Here is a 25,093-nt window from a genome sequence, read left to right on the forward strand (position 1 = left end):
CAGGAAACCCCATGTCGAAACTTCAGGAAAACATCGCGAAGGCAAACGCCTATCTCGCCCGCTTCAAGGAACAGGGCGTGCTGAACCGCATCGCCGGTGAGGATGTGGCCGGCGGCGACGGTGCGACCTTCGAAAGCATCTCCTCCATTGACCTGAAGCCGCTGGCGACGGTGGCGCGTGGCACGGCAGCCGATATCGACCGTGCCGCCAAGGCCGCCAAGGCCGCCTTCGCGGACTGGTCGGCGATGCCGGGCGACACGCGCAAAAAACTCCTGCACAAGGTCGCCGACGCCATCGTCGCGCGCGCCGAAGAGATCGCCTTCGTCGAATGCATGGATACCGGACAGTCGCTGCGCTTCATGGCCAAGGCGGCACTGCGTGGCGCGGAAAACTTCCGCTTCTTCGCCGACCGCGCGCCGGAGGCCCGCGACGGTAAGACGCTGCGCACGGAAAACCAGGTCAACATGACGACCCGCGTGCCGATCGGCCCCGTCGGCATCATCACGCCCTGGAACACGCCGTTCATGCTTTCCACCTGGAAGATCGCGCCGGCGCTGGCCGCCGGCTGCACCATCGTGCACAAGCCGGCCGAATTCTCGCCGCTGACGGCCCGCCTGCTCGTCGAGATTGCCGAGAGCGCCGGCCTGCCGAAGGGCGTCTGGAACCTCGTCAACGGTTTCGGTGAGGATGCCGGCAAGGCGCTGACCGAACATCCCCTCATCAAGGCCATCGGTTTCGTCGGCGAAAGCCGCACCGGCTCGATGATCATGAAGCAGGGCGCCGACACGCTGAAGCGCGTGCATTTCGAACTCGGCGGCAAGAACCCCGTCGTCGTCTTCGCCGATGCGGATCTGGAGCGCGCTGCGGATGCCGCCGTCTTCATGATCTATTCGCTGAACGGCGAGCGCTGCACCTCCTCTTCCCGCCTCCTGGTGGAAGAGAGCGTCTACGACACATTCACCGCGCTGGTCGCAGAAAAGGCCAAGCGTATCAAGGTCGGCCACCCGCTCGACCCGGAAACCGTCGTCGGCCCGCTGATCCATCCGGTGCACGAGAAAAAGGTTCTCGAATATATCGGGATCGGCAAGTCCGAGGGCGCGACGGTTGCGGCCGGTGGCGAGAAGTTCGATGGTCCGGGCGGCGGCTGCTATGTCTCGCCGACGCTCTTCACCGGCGCCAACAACCAGATGCGCATCGCCCAGGAGGAAATCTTCGGCCCCGTGCTGACGGCTATTCCCTTCAAGGACGAGGCCGAGGCGCTGGCACTTGCCAACGACGTCCAGTACGGCCTCACCGGCTATCTCTGGACGGCTGACGTCACCCGCGCCTTCCGTTTCACCGATCATCTCGATGCCGGCATGATCTGGGTGAATTCGGAAAACGTCCGCCACCTGCCGACGCCCTTCGGCGGCGTCAAGAATTCCGGCATCGGCCGCGATGGTGGCGACTGGTCCTTCGATTTCTACATGGAAACGAAGAACATCGCCTTCGCCACCCGCGCCCACGCGATCCCGAAGCTCGGCGGTTAAGCCGCCGGCCCGAAACTCGGCGGTTGATCCCGCTTATTCCACAAGACTGCGCCCGTCCTCGTATCACGAGGCGGGCTTGAGGAGGACACCATGCCCGTACCGCAGCCCAATCTCTACCCGCCCTTCAACATCGTGCGTCTCAGCCATGTCGAATTCGGCGTCACCGACCTCGCCAAGTCGCGCGCCTTTTATGTCGATACGCTCGGCCTGCAGGTGACGGACGAGGACAAGGACACGATCTATCTGCGCGCCATGGAGGAGCGTGGCCACCATTGCATCGTGCTCAAGAAATCCGACAAGCCCGAGGCCCGCGACCTCGGCTTCAAGGTGTTCGACGAGGACGACCTCGACAAGGCCGTGCACTTCTTCAAGGGCAAGGGCCTGCCGGTGGAATGGGTCGAGCGCCCCTATCAGGGCCGCACCTTCCGCACGCGCGACCCGATGGGCATCCCGCTCGAGTTCTACACCAGGATGGACCGCCTGCCGCCGATCCATCAGAAATACGCGCTCTATCGCGGCGTGAAGCCGCTGCGCATCGATCACTTCAACTGCTTCTCGCCCGATGTCGACGCCTCCGTCGGCTTCTACAACGAGCTCGGCTTCCGCGTGACCGAATATACCGAGGATGCCGAAACCGGCCGCCTCTGGGCCGCCTGGACGCACCGCAAGGGCGGCGTGCACGACATCGCCTTCACCAACGGCCGTGGACCCCGCCTGCACCACACCGCCTTCTGGGTGCCGACGCCGCTCAACATCATCGACCTGCTCGACCTGATGGCGACGACCGGCTGGGTGTCCAACATCGAGCGCGGCCCCGGCCGCCACGGCATTTCCAATGCCTTCTTCCTCTACATCCTCGATCCCGATGGCCACCGCATCGAGATCTACTGCTCGGACTACCAGACCGTCGATCCGGACCTCGAGCCGATCAAGTGGGATCTCACGGACCCACAGCGCCAGACACTGTGGGGTGCAGCGGCGCCCAAATCCTGGTTCGAGCACGGCAGCCTCTTTGCCGGCGTCGAGCCGCAGGATGCCGTCCTCAAGGCCCAGCCGATCATCGCACCCTGAAGGATGGATCGAACCATGACAGACGTGAGCCATCCCCGGTTTTCCAGCTTCTCCGTCAACGGGCGCAAGGCCTATGGCCTCGTCACCGATGGCGGCGTGATCGACCTCTCGGCGCGTTTCAGCGCACGTTTCCCGACCCTTCGGGAGGTGGTCGAGGCCCATGCCTTCCATGAACTCACGGAAGCCGCCGCCGGCCGCACGCCGGACTTTTCCCTCGCCGAGATCGCCTATGAAATCCCGATCCCGGCACCGGAGAAGATCATCTGCGTCGGCGTCAACTTCCCGGATCGCAATGCGGAATACAAAGACGGACAGGAGGCACCCGCCAACCCCTCGCTGTTCATCCGCTTCCCGCGCTCCTTCACCGGCCACGACCGGTCGCTGATCCGCCCGCCAGAGAGCCCGCAGCTCGATTACGAGGGCGAGGTCACCATCGTCATCGGCAAGGGCGGTCGCCGCATCGCGGAAGTCGATGCGCTCGATCACATCGCGGCGCTCACCCTTTGCAACGAGGGCACGATCCGCGACTGGGTGCGGCATGCGAAATTCAACGTCACCCAGGGCAAGAATTTCGACGCCACCGGCTCCATCGGCCCCTGGCTGGTGCCCTACAGGGACGAAAGCCAGCTCGCCGACATCAAGCTCGAAACCCGCGTCAACGGCGAGGTGCGCCAGCAGGATCGCACCAGCCGGATGATCTTCTCCTTCCGCAAAATCATCAACTATATCTCGACCTTCACGACGCTCACGCCCGGCGATGTCATCGTCTGCGGCACGCCGACGGGGGCCGGCGCGCGCTTCGACCCGCCGATCTGGCTGAAGCCGGGCGACGTGGTAGAAGTGGAGGCCGAGGGCATCGGCCTTCTGCGCAACACCATCGCCGACGAGGTTTTCCGACCATGATGACGCAAGACGAGATCCGCGCCGCAGCGCTTGGCCTCGACGAGGCCGAGCGCACGCGCGTCCAGATGGGCCTGCTCTCGCTGAAGCACCCTGGCATCACCATGGACGACGCCTATGCGATCCAAGGCGCCTGGGTGAAGAAGAAGATCGCCGATGGCCGCAAGGTCATCGGCTGGAAGATCGGCCTCACCTCCAAGGCCATGCAGTATGCCTTGAATATCGACATTCCCGATTCCGGCGTGCTGTTCGACGACATGGTCTTCGAGGACGGCGCCACGGTGCCGGCCGACCGTTTCATCCAGCCGCGCGTCGAGGCGGAAATCGCCTTCGTCATGAAGGCGCCCCTGAAAGGCCCCGGCGTGACGGCGTTCGACGTGCTGAACGCCACGGATTACGTGACGCCGGCACTCGAAATCCTCGACACGCGCATCCTGCGCGTCGATCCCGAAACGAAGAAGGCGCGCGGCATCTGCGATACGATCTCCGACAATGCCGCCAATGCCGGCATCGTCACGGGCGGTCGCGCGGTGCGTCCCGACCAGATCGACATGCGCTGGATGGGCGCCATCGTCAGCCGCAATGCGGAGGTGGAGGAAACCGGTCTTGGCGCCGGTGTGCTCAACCAGCCCGCCCGTGGCGTCGCCTGGCTCGCCAACCGCCTCGCGCAATATGGCGACGGGATCGAAGCGGGGCAGATCGTGCTCGCCGGCTCGTTCATCCGCCCGGTCGAAGCCCGCCATGGCGATACGATCGTTGGCGATTTCGGCCCCTACGGCACGGTGAGCCTATTCTTCGCATAGGAGTTTTCGATGCCCGCCCCGAAAAACCGCTTCAAGCAAGCGCTGAAGGAAGGCCGTCCGCAGATCGGCCTCTGGCAGGCGCTTGCCAATCCCTACACGGTCGAGATCTGCGCCGAGGCCGGTTACGACTGGCTGCTGCTCGATGCCGAACATGCGCCCAACGACGTGCCGCTGCTCGTCTCCCAGCTTCAGGCGATGAAGGGGACTTCCAGCCACGCCGTCATCCGCCCGCCGATCGGCGAGACCTGGATCGTCAAGCAATTGCTCGATATCGGCGCGCAGACATTGCTGATACCGATGGTCGACAGCAAGGCGATGGCGCAGACGATGGTGAAGGCCGTGCGGTACCCGCCGCATGGCGTGCGTGGCGTCGGCGCCGCACTCGCCCGTGCCTCCGCCTTCAACCGCACGGTGGATTATCTCCAGACGGCCAATGACGAAGTCTGCCTGCTGCTGCAGGTCGAAAGCCGCGCCGGCCTCGAAGCACTCGACGACATCGCGAGCACGGACGGCGTCGATGGCGTCTTCATCGGCCCGGCCGACCTTGCCGCCGACATGGGATTCCTCGGGAAACCCGGTGCACCGGAGGTGCAGACCGAGGTGGAGAAGGCGCTGAAAAAGATCCAGTCGCATGGCAAGGCGGCCGGCATCCTGATCGGCGATCTCGGCCTCGCCAAACGTTATCGCGAGCTCGGCGCCACCTTTGTGGCCATCGGCAACGATGTGACGCTGCTCGCCAATGCCACGACAAAACTGCTGAAAGACTTCAAGGCCGCCGAACCGGCCGAGGCGCCAACAGGCGCAAAGGTCTACTGAACCAGAGGCGGCCCCAGCGGGCCGCCTTTTTGTTTGCAAGGGCCGCACGCCCGGCAGCGAGCGGGTGCAGCCCTGGACAAAAGAATGTGCAGAACCGGACGCGACGACCGCGCGCTGGCGCTGCATGATCGATCCGGAAAAGGGAGGAAACCATGCGTTTTGACAACAAGGTTGCCATCGTCACGGGCGGCGGCACGGGCATTGGTGCCGCCGTCGCGCGGCGCATCGCCGCCGAGGGCGGCAAGGTGGCGCTGGTCGGGCGACGGCCGGAGCCGTTGCAGGCCGTCGCCGAAGAGATCGGTGCTGCCGTTTTCGCCGCGGATGCGGCCGATACCCAGAGCATGAAGGCCGCCGTCACGGCCACCGCTGAAAAATTCGGCGGCATCGACATCCTGATCGCCAATGCCGGCGGCCATGGCGTCGGCCCGACGGTCTCGATGAGTGACGAGACCTGGGAGCTCGCCGTCCGCCTCAACCTCAACACCGCCTTCGTTTCGGCACGCGAAAGCCTGCCGCATCTCATCCGCTCCAAGGGCAATATCGTCGTGCTGTCCTCGATCGCCGGCCTCTTTGCGGGGCCGGATGCCGTGGGCTACGTCACGATGAAACACGGCTGCATCGGGCTCGCGAAATCACTCGCCCGCGACTATGGCCGCCTCGGCGTGCGCACCAACACGGTCTGCCCCGGCTGGGTGACGACAGCGATGGCCGACGAGCAGATGGAAATGCTGGTCGAGAAGCACAAGCTCGCCTCGATCGCCGAGGCCTACGCGCTCGTCACCAAGGATGTGCCGCTCGGGCGCCCGGCTAGCGCCGAAGATGTTGCCAATGCAGTCTGCTTCCTCGCCTCCGGCGAGGCCGCGATGATCAACGGCGCGATCCTGACGGTCGACGGCGGCGCCGGCACCGTCGATCTGCCGACCCTTGCCTTTGTGGAATAGGAGGAACCCGACATGGCTCAGCAAAACCCCAAGGACTGGAAGACCTACGACCAGTTCGCCTATGGCATCGACACCAACCGCCTGCCTTTGACCGAAGCGCTGGCCGGCACGAAACACACCGTCCATTTCGACGACGGCCGCGAACTCGCGCTCGATTTCACCAAGGACAAGGTGACCTGGTCGGATGCTTCCGGTTCGGGCAGCGACAGCGTCGAGGTGGTCGAGGTCGCGCCCGACACCTATTTCGTCGAGATCGCCTTCGCCGGTAAACCGCTCGAGGCCGAGACCATCATCCTCAATCTGGCCTCCCGCCGCGCGCTGTCGATCCTTTCGATCGTGCGCTCGAAGGAGGAGACAGTGGGCGAACCGCAGGTCGGCCAGATTTTCCGGCCGGGCGTGATTGCCGGCGGAGAAGCGAGCGGCATGGTGCCGGAGGAAACGCGCGACCTGATCGGCCTGCGCGCCCATTTCACCTACAGCCCCAACCATGTCTATGAGCACACCTACCTGTCTTCCAAGCGTTATGCCTGGCAGTGCCTGGTCGGCGTGCAGCGCGGCCATGGCGACGTGGACCTCGCCACCACCTACAAATTCGCCGAGGGGCAGTACGTCTTCACCTTCCGCGAGTTCAAGATCCCGGTCGCCTCGACCTTCTTCTACAACTTCGCCGACATGCGCTCGACGGGCAAGTTCCTCGGCATCAACGGTGAGGGCGCGATCCAGAACAGCAATGCCGGCGCCTTCATCCGCAAGGCTTCCGTGACCTTCTACCAGCCCGGCGAGGCACCCGTCTGATGCGCACCGCTTACGAGATCGTCAAAGCCCATTACGACGCCAATGCCCGCCGCGACATGGCCGGCATGCTCGCCGATATCGCCGAGGATTGCCGCTGGACGGAGATGGACGGCTTTCCCTGCGCCGGCACCTATGTCGGCCCCGATGCCATCGTGCAGAACGTCTTCGCAGCGCTGGGTGCGGCCTGGGATGGTTACACCTTCACGCTGGAGCGCCTTCTCGATGCCGGCAACGACGTGGTCGCCATCGGCAACTACACGGCCACCTACAAGGCGACCGGAAAAGCGATGAATGTGCGCGTCGTGCACATCTGGGGCGTGGCGGACGACAAGATCCGCCGCTTCGAGCAGTTCACCGACACGTTGCGCGTCGCAGAGGCGATGCAGGCCTGAGCCACCCACGGAGGCGGCGGGATCACTCCGCCGCCTCCCGCCATTGCGACGGCGTCTGCTCGTAACGCTGGCGAAAGAGCCGCGAAAAATGCGCGCTGGAGGAAAAGCCGAACTCGAAGGCGACTTCGGCGATGGAGCCGGGACGGACCGGACGATTGCGCAAGGTGTCAGCCGCCGTCTGAAGACGCTGTTCCCAGATGAAATCGGCCGGTGTGAGGCCCTGCGCCTCAAAAGCCCGATAGACATAGCGCACCGAGCAACCCATGCGCCGCGCGATATCCGAAGCGTCGAGATCGCTGCGCTGGATATTGTCCGCCACGTAAGCCTTGATACGGTCGAACAGCAAAGCCAGCGGCGGCGCATCGGCCGAATGGTCGGCCAGCGAGCAATCGGTGATGATGGTGCGCGTCAGGTCCGCCATCGCCCGGCCGAGGCTTTCACGGCCGGCGGCGTCGAGCCGGTCCATCTCCACCACGGCCCCCTGCATCATCGAGAGCAGGATGTTTTGCAGCCCGCCGGGCGCGAGCGGCGCCGCCATCGGCCGGCGCAGGCGCCCGACCACCACGCGCGGCAGCGTCTCGCGCGGCACCTGCAACATCAGCACTTCGACGGGCATGGGATTGTCGAGCCGGTAGCTATAGGCGGGATCGTAGATCACCAGCGCCTGCGAACTGACGGTGAGATCGCAGCCGCCCTGGTGGAAGACGGAGCGGCCGTGCGGCTGGATGATCAGCTTGATCATATCCGGCCGGTTGCCATCCGACAGCACACGGCTGCCATCCACCAGATGCGCTTCCGCATTCAGCCGCGTCAGCCGGCACTGGCCGAGTTTTGCCGAAACGATACGGCTCGCCCGCTCCCGCCCCTCGGAAAAATGCAGCCGCACGGAGCCGAACAGCCGGCGGGCGACGAAGCGGACATCCGTACCGGTTGCGGCTTCAAGCGGCGAAAGCGTGCCCATGGCTCACACCGCCAGATAGGCGCCGTGCAGGATATCCGGCTGCTGGCGCAGGACCTGCGAGGATCCGTCGAAGACGATGCGGCCGCGCTCCATCACCAGCGCATGGCTGGCGAGACCGAGCGCCAGATTGGCGAACTGCTCGATGAGCAGCACACCGATGCCGTCCCGGGCGGCAAGAGTGAGCGCTTCCGCCAGGCGCTTGACGATAGCGGGCGCGAGGCCGAGCGAGAGTTCGTCGACGATCATGAAGCGCGGCTTCGCCAGAAAGGCCTGCGCCATCGCTACCATCTGCTTCTGGCCGCCCGAGAGGTCGCCGGCAAGCTGGTGACGGCGGGCTTCGAGTTCCGGGAAGATAGCGAAGGCCCGCGCCAGCCCGTCGCGCCGCGCGGCAGCCCCCCGCTCCAGCACCGAAACGAGCAGATTGTCCTCGACGCTCATCTGGCCGAGCACGCGGTGCCCTTCCGGCACCATGGCCACGCCGCGCCGGCGCACCGCATCGGGCGAAAGCCCCGTCAGCCTGAGATCGCCGAGCGAGACGGTGCCCGATGCCGTGGGAATGGCGCCGGAGAGCGCCATGACGGTGCTGGATTTGCCGGCACCGTTCGCGCCGAGAAGGGTGCTGATCGCCCCCGGCTGGAGCGCGAAGGAGATGCCGTGCAGCACACGCTTGCCGCCGCGCTCGACGACGAGATCGTCGACGGTGATGGTATCATTGCTCATCACAGTTCTCCCAGATAGGCGCGGCGGACATCGGGATCGGCCAGCACCGTTTCGGTGCGGCCGAGCGCCAGGCGCTTGCCATAGTCGAGCACCAGCGTTTCCGCGCACATGGCGCGGATGAGCTCCACGTCATGATCAATGACGATGACCTGCGCGCCAAAAGCATCGGGAATGGCGAGCACGAGGTCGCGCAGCCGCGCGCCCTCCTCGTCCGTCAGGCCGGCGGCGGGTTCGTCGAGCAGGATCAGGCGCGGCGTGCCGATCAGGCATTTGCCGAGTTCCACCAGCCGACGCTCGAAGAGGTTCAGCCGTGCGCCGAGGCGGTGGGCGACGCTGCCGAGACCGACGAAATCCAGCGCGCGGTCCGTCGTGCGGCTGCGCTCGCCCACGGCAGCGACATTGTCGGCAAGCGCCGAGAGATTGTCGCGGGCGGTCAGATCTTCCACCACCTGCTCCGTCTGGAAGGAGCGGCGCAGGCCGGCCCGCACCCGTTGCAGCGGCGAGAGCGGCAGCAACGGGCGGCCATCCAGCCTGATGGCCCCCTCGACAGGACGCACGAAGCCGGAGAGCACGTTGAGCAGCGTCGTCTTGCCGGCACCGTTGGGGCCGATCAGACCGGAGACGGGGGCACTCAGCCTGGCGGTCAGCTGGTCGATCGGCTTGATACCGCCGAAACGGACCGAGAGCGTTTCGATTTCGATCATCGCTCGCCTCCCCTGGTGACGCAGGCAAGCAGGCTGGCGATCTTGCCGGCGATGCCGGTCGGGGCCGTGGCCAGCGCATGGAACAGTGCGACGCCGAAAATGCCGATGGTGACATAGCCGTCGATGCCGAGATCGGTGAGCAGGGCCGGCAGCGCTCGGAGCAGCAGGCCGGCGATGACGGCGCCGTACCAGTGGAAGGCGCCGCCGACCGTTGCCAGCGCGAAGAGATTGAGGCTCTCAAAGGCGGAGAAGGCGCGGCCTTCCAGCTGGCCGACATTACCGGCGAGAAGCCCGCCTGCGATACCCGCGAGGAAACCCGAAAGCGCGAAGGCCCAAGCCTTGTAGGCGAGCACATTGACGCCGGAGGCGATCGCCACCGTCTCGCCCTTGCGGATCAGCGCCCAGGCGCGCCCCGGCCGGGTGATCTTGTGTGCCTGCACCAGCATCAGGCCGAGCGTCGCGATGACGGCGCAATAGAGGAAATACGGCACCGCTTCGGTTGCAAGCGCCGGACGCGTCAACATGGAGCGCCCCACCCCATCGGCACGGCCGAGGAAGCCGGGGCCGCCATCGGGAAAACCCCAGGCGGAAATGACGATCTGGAAGGCACCGGCCAGCATCAGCGTCACCAGCGCGAGATAGAGGCCGCGCAGGCGCAACGCCGGCACGCCGAACAGCAGGCCGAGAAGCGCCGCGACCACACCGCCGGAAAGCAGGCTCACCTCGAAGGGCGGCGCAAAACCATGGCCGATGCGCAGCGTCACCCAGCCGCCGACGCCGACCAGCGCGAACTGGCAGAGCGAGACGAGCCCGAGCTGGCCATAGAGCACGGCGACACCGGCGACGGAAAGCGACAGCGCCATGGCCGAGGTCAGCGCCGACAGCCAGAAGGCATTGGCGAAAAGCGCGACGGCAGCGGAAAAGACGGCCATGGCAAGGGCTACGGCAAGCAGCGGGCGCGGCTTTCGGAGAGTGGCTTCCGGGGCGAGCGGCACAGCGACCGGGACAAGGGTTCTCTGGGTGTTCATCGATCCCTCATCGAGGCACGAGAGGTGCTACCGAGGATCGTCACGGCGATGAGCGCGATGACGAAGGGGGCGGCGGCACGATAGGGCGAGATCAGCGTGATCGGCGTCAGCACGGCCTCGGCAAGGCCGATGCCGACACCGGCGATCGCGGTGATGTAGAGCGAGCGGAGCTGGCCGAGGATTGCGGCGGCAATGGCCGGGATGACGACGAAGGTCAGGAACGTGCCCTGCAGGCGCACGAGATCGGCCAGTAGCAGGCCGGCAAGGCCGGAGAACAGGCCGGTGATGACCCAAGCCGCCGTTTCCGTATGCAGCACGCGCACGCCGAGAATGGCGGAGAGATCGCGGTCATTGGCAAGCGCGCGCATGTCGAGGCCAAGGCGGGTGCGGTTCAGGAGCAGCGTGATGGCGCCGACCATGGCGAGCGACAGGACGAGTGCGATCAGCCGGGTGAAGGTGAGCCGCACACCGAAGACGGTGAGATACATCTGGTCGGTCGGGAATTGCAGGCGGCGCGGCAGCTCGCCCCAGATGACGCCCATGGCGGCGATCAGCACCAGTGCGGGCGCCAGCGTGCCGACGGCGCGCACGACGATGTCGCGGTGGGAGAGCAGCGGCGCGAAGAGGCGGCCGTAGAGAAAGCTCACCAAAGTCGAGGTGAGCACGCCGAAGAGAATGGCCAGCGCCAGCGGCCAGTTCCATTGCAGGACCTGCCAGGCGACATGCGCACCGAGTGCGCCGAAGGCGCCGAAGGCGAAATTGAGCACGCCGGTCGAGCGGTAGAGAATGACGAGACCGACGCCGGACAGCGCGTAGACCGCGCCGATCCCGAGGCCGGAAATCAGAAATGGCAGGAGAGACATGAGGCCCTCGATCATGCGGGAAAGGAGACCCTGCGGGCGCGATGCCCGCAGGGTCGGTCGATCACTTCAGGCTGGCTTCGAAGGCGCGCACATCCTTCAGCTCCGGATCCGGCGACGGCGCGCAATCCGAAACGACCTTCCACTTGCCGCCTTCGCTGATCGCCATGCGCGTCGTCGAATTGGCATTGTGGCGCGGCTGGCCGTCACCGAAATACCAGGGCGCGCAGAAGATATCGCTCTTGAAGTCCTTGACCCCGCGCACCGCGGCCGAAACGGTCTCGCGGGTGATGTCCGCGCTGTCGAGGCTCATCAGAGCCTTTTCGGCGATACGCGCGGCGAGGTAACCGGCCTGGGCGAAGGTGTCGCGCGGGTCGGAGGCCTGGCCGTATTCGTCCATCACGGCAAGCCAGTTGGCATTGTCGGGCGTCGTGGCTTCGAGATCGTTGAATTCCATGTTGACGTAGAACTTGCCATCCCAGCCGGCGCCGAGCGTTTCCGGCACGGAGAGGTCATAGGCGGACGCGGCCGAGAGGAACTTGATCTGTTCGTTCAACCCCTGCTCCTCGGCAGCGACGAGCAGCGGAATGGCGACGCCCTTGGACATGCCGAGCACGATGACATCAGGCTTGCTGGCGGCGGCTTGCAGCATGATCGAGGTGGCGTCGGCACTGCCCGGATCCATCAGGATCGTCTCGGCGGCAAAGCCCTTTTCCTTGGCAAGCAGCATCACGCCGTCGCAGGACCAGGTGCCGACATTCGGAATGTTCGGGCCGATGCAGACGACCGACTTGGCAGCAAGCTGGTCGAGCGCATAGCCCATGGCGGCGAGCATGGAGACGCGCGGGCCGGCATTGGTCGGCGCGTAGTTTTCGGCAAAGAAGCATTCGCGCGGCACGCCGACGCCGGCCACGACATAGATGCCGCTCTTCTTGTAGTAGTCGGCGTTCGCCCCGCATTCGACATAGCTCGAATTGCCGACCATCAACACGGCCTTCTCGTCATCGACAAGCTTCGCCGCAAGCTGGGCCGCCTTTTCCGGATCCCACTGGTCGTCCTCGACGAGGTATTTCACCGGACGGCCCTTGATGCCGCCATTGGCGTTGAGGCAATCGAAATAGGCCTTGGCCGCCTTGGTCGAGTTCGAAAAATCGTCCGGCCCGGTCTTGCCGGTGATCGCGCCGATGACGATCGGCTCACCGGTCGCGGTCGTGCCCGTACCCTCGCCGCAGGATGCGGCCGCATATGCGCCTGCCGTGCCGGCAAGGCTGAACGCCAGGCCGACCAGCAGTCCCTTCAACACTTTCATCATGATTTCCTCCTCCTTGGTTTTTGACCGGCCGGCGCTCCTCCGCGCCGGCCGTTTTTCAGCGTGCCGTCATGAAGGCCGCCGCGCGGGCGCCGATCATCATGCAGGGCGCATTGGTGTTGCCGGAAACGAGCGTCGGCATGACCGAGGCATCGGCGACGCGCAGGCCCTCGACGCCGCGCACCTTCAACTCCGGCGTCACGACGGCCATCGGGTCGTCGTCGCGGCCCATCTTCGCCGTACCGGCCGGATGGAACACGGTTTTGGCGCTCTGGCGGATGTAGTCCTCAAGTGCCGTCGCATCGTTCTCGACACCGGGACGCGGCAAAACACGGCGCTTGACGATCGCCTGCATCGACGGCGTATCGAGAATGCGGATCGCCGCCTTGACGCCGCGCACCAGCGTTTCGACATCCTCCCGGTCGGAGAGCACATTGGCGTTGAAATCGACCTTCGCTGCGGGATCGGCGGCGGTAATACGAATCGAGCCGCGCGAGCGCGGCCGCAGATAGCAGGGACCGATGGAAAAGCCGTGGCCCGGCTCCGGTTCACGATCGACGAAGCCGATCAGCACCGGCAGCACATGGAACTGCACATCCGGCTGGCCGACGCCCAGCGTGTCGACGAAACCGCCGCACTCCACCACATTCGAGGTCAGCAGCCCCCGCTTCGACGTGAGATAGCGCAGCATATGTCCGACGGCCTTCAGGCCCGTATCGTGCCCGAGGATGGAGATCGGCGCGCGCGTCTCGGCCTGAACCGGCACCTCCATATGATCTTGATAGTTCTCGCCAACGCCCGGCAGGTCCGCCACGATATCGATGCCGAGCGAGGCCAGATGTTTGCCGTTGCCGATGCCGGAGAGCTGCAACAGCCGCGGCGTCGCGATAGCGCCGGCGGCAAGCACGATCTCGCGGCTCGTGCGATAGACCATGCCGTCGGTGAGTTCGACACCGACAGCCTTGCGGCCGTCGAACAGCACGCGCGCCACCTTGCGCTCGGTCAGCACGGTCACATTCGGCCGCCTTTCCGCCTCGCGCAGGAAGGCCATGGCCGAGCTCCAGCGCCGGCCGTTTTTGGTGGTGCTCTGGTAGAAGCCGACGCCTTCCTGGTCCGCGCCGTTGAAATCGGCATTCGGCTTCAGGCCGGATTCAACGGCCGCCTTGACGAAGGCTTCCGACAAGGCATGGCGATGGCGGGCATTGGAGACGCTGAGCGTGCCATCCTGCCCGTGATACGGACCGTTGAAGGCCTGATTGTTCTCCAGCGCCTTGAAGACCGGCAGCACCTCGTCATAGGACCAGCCGCGGCAGCCCATCTGCGACCAAGTATCGTAGTCGTTGCGATGACCGCGGATATAGATCATCGCATTGAGCGACGAACCGCCGCCCAGCACATTGCCCTGCGGCACGATGCTGGGGCGGCCATTCAGGCCCGGCTGCGGATCGGAGGCATAGGGGTGGATATCGATGCCCTTGCCGAGCACCTTAAAGAAGGTCGCGGGAATATGGATCCACGGATCCTTGTCGCGCCGGCCGGATTCGATCAGCAGCACCCGGTTCGCGGGATTTTCCGACAACCGGTTGACGATCACGCAACCCGCCGAGCCGCCACCGACGATGATGTAATCGTAGGTCGCGCTCATCAGCTCAGCACCGTCTGGATCGTGGTGAACTCCTTGAGACCATCGACGCCGAATTCGACGCCGACGCCGGACTGCTTGACGCCGCCGAAGGGGGCATTCGGCTGGATGGCGCCGTGTTTGTTAATCCAGACCGAGCCGCACTCGAGCTGAAGGGCCACGGCGCGCGCCTTGTCCGGATCGCCGGACCAGACCGAACCGCCGAGGCCGGCGGGATTGTCATTGGCGCGGCGGATGACCTCGTCGAGATCGCTGTAGCGAATGATCGGCAGGACGGGGCCGAACTGCTCTTCGTCCACCAGCCGCACGCCATTATCGACATCGGCGACCAACGTGATCGGGTAGAAATAGCCATCGCCAGCAGGCGCCTCGCCGCCGATCAGGATGCGGCCGCCCTTCGCCTTGGCGTCCTCGACCAATTCGCGCACCTTGTCGAACTGCATGGCGTTCTGGACGGGGCCGAGAATGCTCTTCTCGTCGAGGCCGTCGCCGACGGGGATGTTCGCCGCATAATCGGCGAGCCGCTGGCAGACGTCATCATAGAGGCTGTCATGCACGTAGAGCCGCTTCAGCGCCGCGCAGGTCTGGCCGTTGTTGATGAACGCGCCCCAGAACAGGCCCTCGGCGATCCGCGCCGGATCGGCATCGGGCAGCACGATGCCGGCATCGTTGCCGCCGAGTTCCAGCGTCAGACGTTTCAGGGTGGCCACGGCCGAGGCCATCACCTTCTTGCCCGTCTCGGTGGAGCCGGTGAAGGTCATCTTGGCAATGCCCGGATGGGCCGACAAAGCGGCACCGATGGCATTCTCGCCGGTCACGACATTGACGACGCCGGGCGGCAGGACCTCGTTGATGATCTCGACCAGGCGGATGGTGGAGAGCGGTGTCAGCGGCGACGGTTTAATAACGACGGTGTTGCCGGCGCGCACGGCCGGAATGATGTGCCAGCAGGCGATCATGACCGGCCAGTTCCACGGCGTGATCGACCCCGTGACGCCGACCGGCTTGCGGTGAATTTCGACACGACCCTCATTGTCGTCCTGCACCAGTTCGACAGGCAGACTGAGTTCGGCGGTGTGGCGCGTCCAGGCGAGCGCGCCGCCCAGCTCGAAGCGCGAGCCGAGGCCATTGAGTGGCTTGCCCTGCTCCAGCGTCAGCAGGCGGGCAACCTCTTCGGCATTCTCGGCAAGCTTTTCCGCGATGGTGCGGCAGGCGTTTGCGCGCAACGCGTCATCCGTCTTCGACCAGGCCTCGAAAGCAGCGGCGGCAGCGGCCACCGCGCGGTCCAGATCGGTCTCGCTCGCCAGCGGCATCAGGCCGACGACCTCACCGGTCGACGGATTGCGCACCTCGGCATGATGGGGCGTGGCGACGCGTTCGCCGCCGATGAGCAGCGTGTACTGCTTCAAAGTCATGTCCTCCCTTGACTGTCGGAAGGAGTATCGCCGGGCAGCTCACGGCCGTCTTGGGGAGAAGCGCGCGCCGGCTTGGACCGGAGCGCAGATGCCTATCGTTCCGCGCCCTTCAGCAGGTCCGTCGGCGCGCAGTCGAACAGTTCCTTGAAGCTGCGGTTGAAATAGGAAATGTCGTTAAAGCCCGCGGAATAGGCGACCTCGGCGATGGTGCCGCCGGATTTCTGCTCCTTCAACTGCTCGATCTTTTCCTTGGCGAGCCGAAGGCGCTTATCGCGGATGATCGTGGTGCAGGTCACCCCCATGCCCTGGAAATCCTGTTGCAGCGTGCGGATCGAGACCCCGAGCCGTGTTGCCAGCCAGCGGGCGGAGAGATCGTTTTCCGTCAGGTGCCGGTCGATCAGCATGTCGACCATTTGCAGGCGTTTGCTGGCGCTGTCGTGCAGCGCATGCAGCGGCTCCGTCTCGCGGCTGGAATGGAAGGCCTGGCGCGTTGCGGTGAACATCAGCTGGCGCAGATGCGGCGAGGCCGAATCCGATTCCGCCGTCGTCATGATCTTGGCGATCAGCGCATGCAGCATCTGCGCCATCGGATCATAGGCAAAGAGCTTGCGCGCCACGTCGAAATGAATGCGGCTGTCGGAATACATCATCTGGCGCGGCAGGTGCAGCGAGATGTGGTTGGAGAAATGCCCGCCGAAATGAAAGGTCGTCGGCCTCGTGGAATCGACGAGGATGCATTCCCCGACATCCAGCACGTTCTGCCGGTCGCCATGCTCCAGCCCGCAGCTGCCCTCGATCTGCACGATGAGGAAGAGGTGCTCCTTCGGGTCGCGGCGGATATCGTCCCAACCGCGGCGAACATATTGGAGATCGTTGGAGATATGGGCGAATTCCATGCCGCAGACATCGATGCGCCGCGCCGCGCCCAGCACGTCGTCACCGCGCTCCATGGTCTTCGGATTGAAATTGCCGCAGATCGAGCGCAGGTCGTCCGCCCATTGATCATAGGATACCGGCGCCCAGGCCTCCGGCACGAGGGTCTTGTGCTGAACGAGATCCAACTTTGCCTCCCAACAAGGTCGGTCGCGCCGCACGGGTCGTGCGGAACGGACGGCAAGAATGCGCCGCCCTTGCCGCCGAGTCAATGTCGTTCACCTGTTAAGCAAATCAGGCCGCGGCGTCGCCGAGATAGAGCCTGTGCAGATGCGCCGGGTCCCTCGCCAGCGCCGCACAGTCGCCGTCATAGACGATCTGGCCGCGGCGCAGCACATAGGCGCGGTTGCCGATGGCAAGTGCCAGGGCTGCGAACTGCTCCACCAGCACCACCGCCATGCCGTCGTCGGCAAGCTGCCGCACCGCCCGCATCAGGCGGCTGACGATGACGGGCGCGAGGCCCGAGGACATCTCGTCGATGAGGATGACGCGCGGCCGGTTGACGATGGAGCGGGCGATGACGACCATCTGCTGCTCGCCGCCAGACAGCATGCCGGCCTCGACATTGCGGCGCTGCAAAAGCTCAGGAAAGAGGTCGTAGGCCTCCTTCAGGTCCGCATCGGGATGCAGCGCCACCTTGAGGTTTTCTTCCGTCGTCATGGCCGGGAATACGGTGCGGCCCTGCTCGACATGGCTCAGCCCCGCCTTGGCGCGGGCGCCGGGGCGCAGCTTGGCAAGCTCGGCGCCGTCGAGATTGATGAAGCCCGAGCGCACCGGAATGATGCCGGAGAGGCTTTCGAGAAAGGTCGTCTTGCCGGCGCCGTTGGAGCCCAGCAGCACGCTGATCTCGCCGCCTTTGGCTTCGAGATCCACACCGCGGATGACGGGAATGCCGGACCGATCGACCTGTAGCGCACCGATGGAAAACGTGGTCACTCTGCGGCCTCCTCGAATTCGACGCCCATATAGGCTTTCTGCACCACGGGCAGGTCCAGCACCGCCGCAGGGGCGCCCGCAGCGATCACGCGCCCGAAATCGAACACCGTGATCGCCGAGCAGGCCCGCCGCACGAGATCCATATCGTGCTCGATGAGGAGCACGGCACTGCCGAAGGTCTGAGGAATGGCGGCGATGCGCTCACCCAGTTTCAATGCCTCGTCATAGGAGACGCCGGCCGCCGGTTCGTCGAGCAGGATGACCGGTGCGCGGGAGGCGACCGCACCCGCGACGTCCAGCAGGCGGCGCGTGCCGACATCGACGGTCGAGATCGGCGTTTGCGGGCCGGGGCAGCCGAACCAGGCAAGCAGGCTTTCCAGCTCGCTTTCGCCGATCGGACCGGCGGCAAGGCGGATATATTCGCCGACGCGCAGTTCCGGCGCGATGCGCGTCGTTTGCCAGGTGCGGCGGATGCCGAGCTTGGAGCGGGACGTCGCGGAAACGCCTTCGAGCGGGCTGCCATTGAGCAGGATCGAGCCGTCGTAGCGATAGAGGAAGCCGGCAATGGCATCGACCAGCGTCGATTTGCCCGCCCCGTTCGGGCCGACGAGGCCGACGACAGTGCCCGAGGGCACCTTGAGGTTCACCTTATCGAGCGCCGTCACGGTGCCGTAGCGCACGGTGAGGTCGCGCACTTCCAGCGCGGTGCCGGCGGGATGGCTGGTCTTTTCCGGCAATGCGCCAGCAAAGGCCGCCGCTTCCACCGCCCGCTTCGGCCGCAGCTTGCGGGCAAGCCGCATCCAGGTCTCGGCGACCGTCTCGCCGGTCGAGAGCGCCTGCACGGCGCCGAGTGCGAAGAAGACGTTGCCGACATCCTGCGGCAGGTTGAGCCGGCGCAGAAGCTCCGGGAACAGCACGATCATCATGCCGCCCGCAATGGCGCCGAGCGCGAAATGCGCGCCGGCCATGGTGGCAACGGCAAACAGCGCGAGCGACTGCATCATCGAGAAGTTTTCCGACACCAGCGTGCCGAGATAACCGGCCAGCAGGCCGCCGGAAATGCCCGAGATAAAGGCGCTGATGGCGAAGGCGCTGAGCTTGGCGCGCGGAATGCTGATGCCGTTTGCGGCGGCGGCACGCTCGGAATGGCGCACGGCAAGCCAGGCGGCACCAAGACGCGAGCGGCTGACGAATTCCAGCACCACGGCAATGACGCCGTAGGTCAGGAGCACGAAGAGGAAATAGCCCTTGTCGCTGTCGAAGGCCTCCGGGCGGGCAACCTGGGTGAAGGTCGTCTGGCCGGGAAAGGTGATGGTGGCAAGCACCGTATCGAAGGCCGCCGCAAAACCGAGCGTGACGATGGCGAGGTTGATGCCGCGCAGCCGCAGCGCCGGAAGGCCGATGGCGATGCCGACCGGCACGGCGGCAAGCCCGCCGACCAGCATCCAGACGGCAAGCCCGCCCGGTGCGCCGATCAGGTTCAGATAGCCCGTCACCCAGGCGCCGACGCCGGCGAAGGACATCTGGCAGAGCGAGATCATGCCGGTGCGGCCGGTGACGAGGCCGAGGCTTTGCAGCGCGATGCCGACGATGAAGACCGCGGTGATGAGGAACACCCAGTATTTCGGCAGCAGGAAGAAGATGAGGGCGCCGAGAACGGCGAGCGACAGGGCCGTAGTGGCGGCGGCGCGGAAACTAGCGTGCTTCATCCCAGCGGGCTCCTCTTTGCGACCAGAGCAGGACGGCAAGAATGACAAGAAACGGCACGGCGCCGCGATACTGGCTGACCGGCCCGATGGCGCTGACGCTGCCTTCGATGAGGCCGATCATCACGCCGCCGATCAGGGCGGCGCGGAAACTGGAGAAAGCGCCGATCAGCGCGGCAGCCAGCGCCGGTACGACGAGCAGGCTGACCGAGGCGAAATCCGGCGAGCGCAGCGGCGCGATGATCATCAGCGCAAAGGCCGTGACGCCGCCGGTGACGGCCCAGACGCCGAGCGCCAGCAGCCGCACGCGAATGCCGATCAACTCCGCCGCCATCGGCCGCTGCGAGAGCGCGCGCAATTGCAGCCCGGTGCGGGTGCGGGCGAGGAACTGCTCGGTCAGCAGGGTGAACGCGACGGAAAGCACGAGCGTCGTGACGGCGGCCCAGGTCACCTCCACGCCGGCAAGGCGGAAGGCGGAACCGGGGATGATCTCCGGGAAATAATGCGGATGCTGGCCGCCGGTGAGGCGCAGGCCGACCGCGATGATGCCGACGAGCAATGCTGCCGTCACGGCCGCCTTGGTCGAGGCATTGCTGCCGGCAAACCATGTGGTCATGACGAGGCCGATCGCCAACCCGGCAAGCGCACCGGCGGCAACACCGAGAAGCACGGCCGGCAGCAAGGGCATGCCCAGCTCGAACAGCGCGACCATCGCGAAAGTACCCGCAGCGCCGATGGCGGCACCGGTGAAGTTCACCACGGCGACGAGCCGGTAGGTGAAGATGGCGCAGACGCCAAGGATGGCGTAGGCCCCGCCGGCCGATAGTCCGGCAACGGCGGCAGTGAACAATGAATCCATTCCGGAACTCCGGGTCGATGCGCGCGGCGCACCGCGTCAGTCACTCATGGTCTCCGGTCCCATGCATGGGATCCGTCACTTTCAACGATGCCGCTCCAGCCATCTGCACGATGGTAAAGCCGCCGTTTGCCCTTCTCCCCCGCAGGGGAGAAGGAAATCGTAATGGCATAGGCCAAACGTGGCCGCGTTGCCTCACTCAGCCGCCGGCAGGACGAACCAGTCCTTGGTCTTCACCGTCCACTTGCCGTCGACGAGCTGCATGATCTTGGTGGCCTGCATCGGCGAATGGGCTTTCGCGTCACCGAAGGAATAGGCATTGCCGGCGATCGGATAGGTCATTTCCTTGCCTTCCTTGAGCGCCGCCGTCACCGTTTCGCGCGTGACTTCGCCTTCGATGCCGGAGATCGTGTCGATCAGCACCTTCGCCGCCATGTAGCCGCCCTGCGAGAAGGCCGTCTTGGCGAGGCCGGCCGTCTCCATGGTCTTGGCCCAGTCGGCATTGGCTTCGGTCGCCTCGGTATAGGGCTCCCATTCCGTGCCGACATAAATCGGCTGCTTGCTGTCGGCGAGCGCCTTGGAAACACCCTCCGTGTAGCCGGGGGCGAGGAACAGCCAATTGATGCCGGTGATCTTCTGGGCATCGGCCGTCTTGATCCACTGCACGACGCCGGGCTCGACCTGGTTGGTCAGCACCGCATCACAGCCGGCATCACGCGCCTTGACGAGATAGGGCGTCAGGTCGCCCTGCAACGGCAGCGTCATGTCGCTGAGCGTGATCTTGTTGCCGCTGATCTTCTCCCAGCGCGCCACGGCCGCGGCATAGGCTTCCTGCGTGCCGCCAATGATCGAGAAGAAGGTGCAGAGCTTCTTGGCGCCGAGATCCTTCGTGGCATAGTCGAGCACGGCGGTGGTCAGCGTGTAGGGGCCGACATTGACGGGTGCGACGCTCGGCGCGTTGAAGCACAGCGGATCGACGCCGACGCCCTGCACGGCCAGTACGTCGTTGCGGTCATAGGTCGCCGCGTTGACGGCGCAGTCGAGCAGGCTCGCACCGCCGGCCAGCGCCACGACGCCCTTGTTGTCGATGAGGTCGCGCGCCGCCTGGGCGGCGACCTGCGGGTCGCCCTTGTCGTCGGCGATGGTGAACTCGACCTTGCAGCCATTGATACCGCCGGCATCGTTGAGCTGCTGGAAGACGGCTTGGGTGGCGCGCGGCGCGTCGGAGAAGTCGACGACGCCGGTCACGGTGGAGACGGCGCCGATCTGGATCGGGCCGTTTTCGCAGGTCGGCGCGGCCTTGGCCGAGGCGGTGGCGGCCAGGAGGATCGCCGCGGAGGCGAGGAGGAGGTTACGGGTGTTGGTCATGCTGCTCCCTTTCTTGTTGTCGTCGGCGAAGGCCTAGCGCCGGTAGACGGCGCGGCCTTCGAAATAGGTGGTGAGGACCTTGGTGGCGGCGATGCGCTTCGCGTCGACATCGAAGAGGTTCTGATCGAGAACGATGATATCCGCCGACTTGCCGGGCTCGATGGAGCCGGTCTCCTCGCCAAGGCCCATGGCGATGGCGGAATTCAGCGTGTAGATGCGAATGGCAGTGGCGAGATCGATGGCTTGCTCCGGCCAGAGCGAAACGCCCGGGAAGGCGCCCGACGGGTTCTGGCGGGTCACCATGCCTTCGATGCCGTTCAGCGGATCGGGGATCGGGATGACCGGCCAGTCCGACCCGCCGGCCAGCAGCGCGCCGGTCTTGGAGAGGTCGGCGATCGGCCAGAAGCGGGTGGCGCGCTCTTCGCCCATCGCTTCCTTGTGACCTTCGAGGAAGGTCGTCGGATACCAGATCATCGGGCAGAGATCGGCCACCACATTCAGCGATGCGAAACGGGCGATATCGGCCGGCAGGACATAGCTGGCATGGGCGATGTGGTGCAGAACCTTGGTCGGGCCGTTGAAATGGCGCACCGCCTCGACAGCATCGAGCATTTCGGTGACGGCATAGTCGCCGGCACAATGGATTTTCAGGCCCATGCCGAGCTTTTCCGACTTGTCGATATATTTGACGAGATCGGGATAGCTGACCAGAACCTCGCCGCGATAGCCGTGCGGATGCGCGGCGTCGTCGATATAGGCGTCATGGAACGCGCCGGTGCGCGCGCCCGGCACGCCGTCGAGGAAGATCTTCGTATAATTGGGATGGACATGCCGCGAGCGATAGTCGTCGCGCAGCGCCAGCAGCTCGTCGCCCGAAAGCCCGAACATGAAGGACGGCTCGATCAGCGGCAGTGAAGTCACGGCCCAGGCCGTCAAATCGCCCTTGTCGTCCAGGCCCTTCAACGCCTTGAGGATGGGGAGAACGGAGGCGGCATCCTGGAAGGCGGTGACGCCGTAGGAATTGACGATCTGGACGGCGCGCGCGACGGCGGCCTCGCCCATCGCCTCGGTGAAATGATCGGCGGCGACGCGCTCGACGATGCCGGCTGCGGCTTCGATAAGGAGGCCGGTCAGCCTGCCGGTCACCGGATCGCGGCCGAAGGCGCCGGCCGGCGGATCGGGCTGGTTGTCGGAAATGCCCGAGAGACGCATCGCTTCGCTGTTGACCCAGCGGTTATGCATGGTCTCGTCACGCAGCAGCGCGGGATGGCCGAGGCCAGCGGCATCGAGTTTCGCAAGCGCCGCTTCCGAGTTGAGCGCGCTGATCATGTCGGCGCCCCACTGGTTGGCAACGATCCACTGGCCGGGAGCGGCAGCTTCCGCCTGCGCCTTCACATGCGCGCAGATCGCCTCGACAGAGGCGCCGGCGGGAAGCTGGGTCTCGAAGAGATCGGCCTGCCCGCCCATCATGATGTGGTTGTGGATATCGACGAAACCCGGCATCGCCATGCGGCCGGCAAGATCGACGATCTCCGTCGCTGCGCCCCGATAGGCCTCGATCTCGGCGGCACTGCCGACGGCAAGGATGCGCCCGCCGGCAATGGCGACGGCCTCCGCCCAGGAATTGGCGGGGTCGACCGTATAGATGCGGCCACGGGTCAGGATGAGGTCAGCGTACGACGTCCCAGTCATGATAGCGATGTTCCCTTGTGGTTCATTATTCGAACCTACTATTCAATAAGAGAGTGCCGCAGTCGGAGACGGCTGTCAACATAGTTCACACGTTAAATATATTGACCGTATGGACAAGGTTTCCAGTGACGCGCCAGCACCGCCCCAAAAACAGAAACCGCCGCAGATGCATTCGGCATCGCGGCGGTCTGGGAGCGCGCTCGGCACGGTTATCCTAGAGCTGGATCCACGCCGTTTTCAGGTCGAGATATTTGTCCAGCGCGTGCAGCGACTTGTCGTGCCCGTTGCCGGACTGGCGCACGCCGCCGAGCGGCACCGTGTTGTCCGCGCCGCCATAGGTGTTGACATGCACGACGCCAGCGCGGATGCCGCGCACCATGCGATGCGCCCGCGAAAGGTTGGATGTCCAGACGGCGGAGGCGAGGCCGTAGTCGGTGCCGTTGGCGATGGCGAGCGCCTCCTCCTCGGTGTCGAAGGGAATGATCGACAGGATCGGGCCAAACACCTCTTCGCGGGCAAGTGTCATGCCCGGCGTGACGTCGAAGACCGTCGGCTCCATGTAGAAGCCACCGGTATCCGTAAGAACACGCTTACCGCCCGTGCGCAGTGTCGCGCCCTCGACCAGCGCCTGTTCGGCAAAACCGAGATCCTTGCGCAGCTGCATCTCGCTGGAGATCGCGCCGGCCTCGGTGGACAGCAGCAAGGGATCGCCGACCTTCATGGAGGCGGCGATGGCCGCCACCTTCGCGGAAAAGTCCTCGACGATCGAGCGCTCGACCAAGAGGCGCGAACCGGCGACGCAGACCTGGCCGGAATTGCGGAAAATGCCGTAGGCCGAGGTTTTCGCCGCTTTTTCGAGATCGGGCGCATCGGCAAAGACGACATTCGGCGACTTACCGCCGAGTTCGAGATAGACGCGCTTCAGGTTGGACCGCGCGGAATATTCCAGAAGACGCCGTCCGACCGGGCCGGAGCCGGTGAAGACGAGCACATCGATATCCGGATGCAGGCCCATCGCCTCGCCGGTGACGGCGCCGCGGCCGGTGACGACATTGAGCACGCCTTCGGGAAGGCCGGCCTCGGCGCACAGCTCGGCAAGCCGCAGCAGCGACAGCGACGCCACCTCCGCCGGTTTCAGCACCACGGAATTGCCGGCGGCGAGCGCCGGCGCGATCTTCCAGGCGCCGATCATCAGCGGAAAATTCCACGGCACGATGGCGCCGACGACACCGACCGGCTCGCGATGCACGAGGCCGAGAATATCGCCCGCCGTCGGCGCGATCTCGCCATAGACCTTGTCGATCGCCTCAGCATAGTAGCGGAAGCTGCCGGCTGCGCTGCCGGGCTCGGCCTTCAGCGCCATGGCGATTTCCGTGCCGTTGTCGCGCACGCCGAGCACGGCGAGTTCCAGGGCGTTTTTCTCGATCAGCTCGGCGATCTTAAGCAGCACCCGCTTGCGCTCGGCCGGTGCGGCCTTCGACCAGCGGCCTTTTTCGAAAGCCGCACGTGCAGCCTTCACCGCCCGGTCGACATCGACGGTGCCTGCATCCGCAATGCTCGTAAGCCGCTCGCCGTTGATCGGCGAGATGACATCCAGCGCCGCCCCTTCGGCCGGTTCGCGCCAGCTGCCGTCAATGAACAGCGCCTGCGGAGCGATGGTAAGGTTGCGAAGCGCTTCGATCTTTTCCTGCATGTTCTTCCCTCGGAGGGCCGGAT

Annotated in this window: 23 protein-coding genes; 8 read left to right on the top strand and 15 right to left on the bottom strand. The window is 65.3% G+C overall.

The window, feature by feature from the left end; translation table 11 throughout:
• The first annotated feature begins 11 nt into the window (after positions 1-11).
• The 8 genes from hpaE to ACOZKU_RS18970 all read left to right on the top strand — a co-directional run bounded on the left by hpaE (position 12) and on the right by ACOZKU_RS18970 (position 7,247).
• Positions 12-1,529, top strand: a complete 1,518-nt coding sequence (gene hpaE, locus ACOZKU_RS18935; protein ID WP_421580176.1) for a 5-carboxymethyl-2-hydroxymuconate semialdehyde dehydrogenase — start codon at positions 12-14, stop codon at positions 1,527-1,529.
• A 90-nt stretch (positions 1,530-1,619) separates the two neighbouring features.
• A complete protein-coding gene (hpaD, locus tag ACOZKU_RS18940; protein WP_421580177.1) occupies positions 1,620-2,600 on the top strand; it encodes a 3,4-dihydroxyphenylacetate 2,3-dioxygenase in 981 nt (326 codons plus the stop codon).
• A gap of 15 nt (positions 2,601-2,615) precedes the next feature.
• Positions 2,616-3,503: a fumarylacetoacetate hydrolase family protein gene (locus tag ACOZKU_RS18945; protein WP_421580178.1), complete on the top strand. Its 888-nt coding sequence runs from the start codon at positions 2,616-2,618 to the stop codon at positions 3,501-3,503.
• Positions 3,500-4,303: a 2-oxo-hept-4-ene-1,7-dioate hydratase gene (gene hpaH / locus ACOZKU_RS18950; protein ID WP_421580179.1), complete on the top strand. Its 804-nt coding sequence runs from the start codon at positions 3,500-3,502 to the stop codon at positions 4,301-4,303. Before ACOZKU_RS18945 ends, hpaH begins: the two co-directional genes overlap by 4 nt.
• A 9-nt stretch (positions 4,304-4,312) precedes the next feature.
• The gene (gene hpaI / locus ACOZKU_RS18955; protein WP_421580180.1) at positions 4,313-5,119 is read left to right on the top strand and encodes a 4-hydroxy-2-oxoheptanedioate aldolase; all 807 of its coding nucleotides are present in this window, start codon (positions 4,313-4,315) and stop codon (positions 5,117-5,119) included.
• A gap of 152 nt (positions 5,120-5,271) precedes the next feature.
• Complete coding sequence (locus ACOZKU_RS18960; RefSeq protein ID WP_421580181.1) at positions 5,272-6,060, top strand: SDR family NAD(P)-dependent oxidoreductase; 789 nt, start codon at positions 5,272-5,274, stop codon at positions 6,058-6,060.
• Between the two features lie 12 nt (positions 6,061-6,072).
• Positions 6,073-6,855 (top strand): MoaF C-terminal domain-containing protein, encoded by a 783-nt coding sequence (locus ACOZKU_RS18965; RefSeq protein WP_421580182.1) that lies wholly within the window; start codon positions 6,073-6,075, stop codon positions 6,853-6,855.
• Entirely contained in the window at positions 6,855-7,247 is a 393-nt protein-coding gene (locus ACOZKU_RS18970; RefSeq protein WP_421580183.1) for a nuclear transport factor 2 family protein, read from the top strand. Before ACOZKU_RS18965 ends, ACOZKU_RS18970 begins: the two co-directional genes overlap by 1 nt.
• Before the next feature lie 22 nt (positions 7,248-7,269).
• On the opposite strand, the gene ACOZKU_RS18975 is transcribed toward ACOZKU_RS18970, so the two are convergent.
• The 15 genes from ACOZKU_RS18975 to ACOZKU_RS19045 all read right to left on the bottom strand — a co-directional run bounded on the left by ACOZKU_RS18975 (position 7,270) and on the right by ACOZKU_RS19045 (position 25,070).
• Positions 7,270-8,208, bottom strand: a complete 939-nt coding sequence (locus ACOZKU_RS18975; RefSeq protein ID WP_421580184.1) for a helix-turn-helix domain-containing protein — start codon at positions 8,206-8,208, stop codon at positions 7,270-7,272.
• 3 nt (positions 8,209-8,211) lie between these two features.
• Positions 8,212-8,928, bottom strand: a complete 717-nt coding sequence (locus ACOZKU_RS18980) for an ABC transporter ATP-binding protein (RefSeq protein WP_421580185.1) — start codon at positions 8,926-8,928, stop codon at positions 8,212-8,214.
• Complete coding sequence (locus ACOZKU_RS18985) at positions 8,928-9,632, bottom strand: ABC transporter ATP-binding protein (protein ID WP_421580186.1); 705 nt, start codon at positions 9,630-9,632, stop codon at positions 8,928-8,930. Before ACOZKU_RS18985 ends, ACOZKU_RS18980 begins: the two co-directional genes overlap by 1 nt.
• A complete protein-coding gene (locus ACOZKU_RS18990) occupies positions 9,629-10,660 on the bottom strand; it encodes a branched-chain amino acid ABC transporter permease (protein WP_421580187.1) in 1,032 nt (343 codons plus the stop codon). The genes ACOZKU_RS18985 and ACOZKU_RS18990 overlap by 4 nt, the downstream gene beginning before the upstream one ends.
• Positions 10,657-11,523, bottom strand: a complete 867-nt coding sequence (locus ACOZKU_RS18995; protein ID WP_244762629.1) for a branched-chain amino acid ABC transporter permease — start codon at positions 11,521-11,523, stop codon at positions 10,657-10,659. The genes ACOZKU_RS18990 and ACOZKU_RS18995 overlap by 4 nt, the downstream gene beginning before the upstream one ends.
• A 61-nt stretch (positions 11,524-11,584) precedes the next feature.
• The gene (locus tag ACOZKU_RS19000; protein WP_421580188.1) at positions 11,585-12,832 is read right to left on the bottom strand and encodes an ABC transporter substrate-binding protein; all 1,248 of its coding nucleotides are present in this window, start codon (positions 12,830-12,832) and stop codon (positions 11,585-11,587) included.
• Positions 12,833-12,887: 55 nt separating this feature from the next.
• The gene (locus ACOZKU_RS19005) at positions 12,888-14,474 is read right to left on the bottom strand and encodes a GMC family oxidoreductase (protein ID WP_421580189.1); all 1,587 of its coding nucleotides are present in this window, start codon (positions 14,472-14,474) and stop codon (positions 12,888-12,890) included.
• A complete protein-coding gene (locus ACOZKU_RS19010; RefSeq protein WP_421580206.1) occupies positions 14,474-15,880 on the bottom strand; it encodes an aldehyde dehydrogenase family protein in 1,407 nt (468 codons plus the stop codon). Before ACOZKU_RS19010 ends, ACOZKU_RS19005 begins: the two co-directional genes overlap by 1 nt.
• Positions 15,881-15,978: 98 nt before the next feature.
• A complete protein-coding gene (locus ACOZKU_RS19015; protein WP_314086871.1) occupies positions 15,979-16,947 on the bottom strand; it encodes a helix-turn-helix domain-containing protein in 969 nt (322 codons plus the stop codon).
• A gap of 106 nt (positions 16,948-17,053) precedes the next feature.
• Positions 17,054-17,755 carry an ABC transporter ATP-binding protein gene (locus ACOZKU_RS19020; protein ID WP_421580190.1) on the bottom strand — a complete coding sequence of 234 codons (702 nt, stop codon included), beginning with the start codon at positions 17,753-17,755 and terminating at the stop codon, positions 17,054-17,056.
• On the bottom strand, positions 17,752-19,464 hold the full coding sequence (locus ACOZKU_RS19025) for an ABC transporter permease subunit (RefSeq protein ID WP_421580191.1): 1,713 nt from the start codon (positions 19,462-19,464) through the stop codon (positions 17,752-17,754). The genes ACOZKU_RS19020 and ACOZKU_RS19025 overlap by 4 nt, the downstream gene beginning before the upstream one ends.
• Entirely contained in the window at positions 19,451-20,320 is an 870-nt protein-coding gene (locus tag ACOZKU_RS19030) for a branched-chain amino acid ABC transporter permease (protein ID WP_421580192.1), read from the bottom strand. Before ACOZKU_RS19030 ends, ACOZKU_RS19025 begins: the two co-directional genes overlap by 14 nt.
• A 192-nt stretch (positions 20,321-20,512) precedes the next feature.
• Entirely contained in the window at positions 20,513-21,685 is a 1,173-nt protein-coding gene (locus ACOZKU_RS19035; RefSeq protein ID WP_421580193.1) for an ABC transporter substrate-binding protein, read from the bottom strand.
• A gap of 33 nt (positions 21,686-21,718) precedes the next feature.
• Positions 21,719-23,377: an amidohydrolase gene (locus tag ACOZKU_RS19040; RefSeq protein WP_421580194.1), complete on the bottom strand. Its 1,659-nt coding sequence runs from the start codon at positions 23,375-23,377 to the stop codon at positions 21,719-21,721.
• Positions 23,378-23,591: 214 nt separating this feature from the next.
• Positions 23,592-25,070: an aldehyde dehydrogenase gene (locus tag ACOZKU_RS19045; protein ID WP_421580195.1), complete on the bottom strand. Its 1,479-nt coding sequence runs from the start codon at positions 25,068-25,070 to the stop codon at positions 23,592-23,594.
• Positions 25,071-25,093 lie beyond the last annotated feature (23 nt).

It is taken from the genome of Shinella sp. M31, assembly GCF_049199205.1.
Lineage (GTDB): Bacteria > Pseudomonadota > Alphaproteobacteria > Rhizobiales > Rhizobiaceae > Shinella.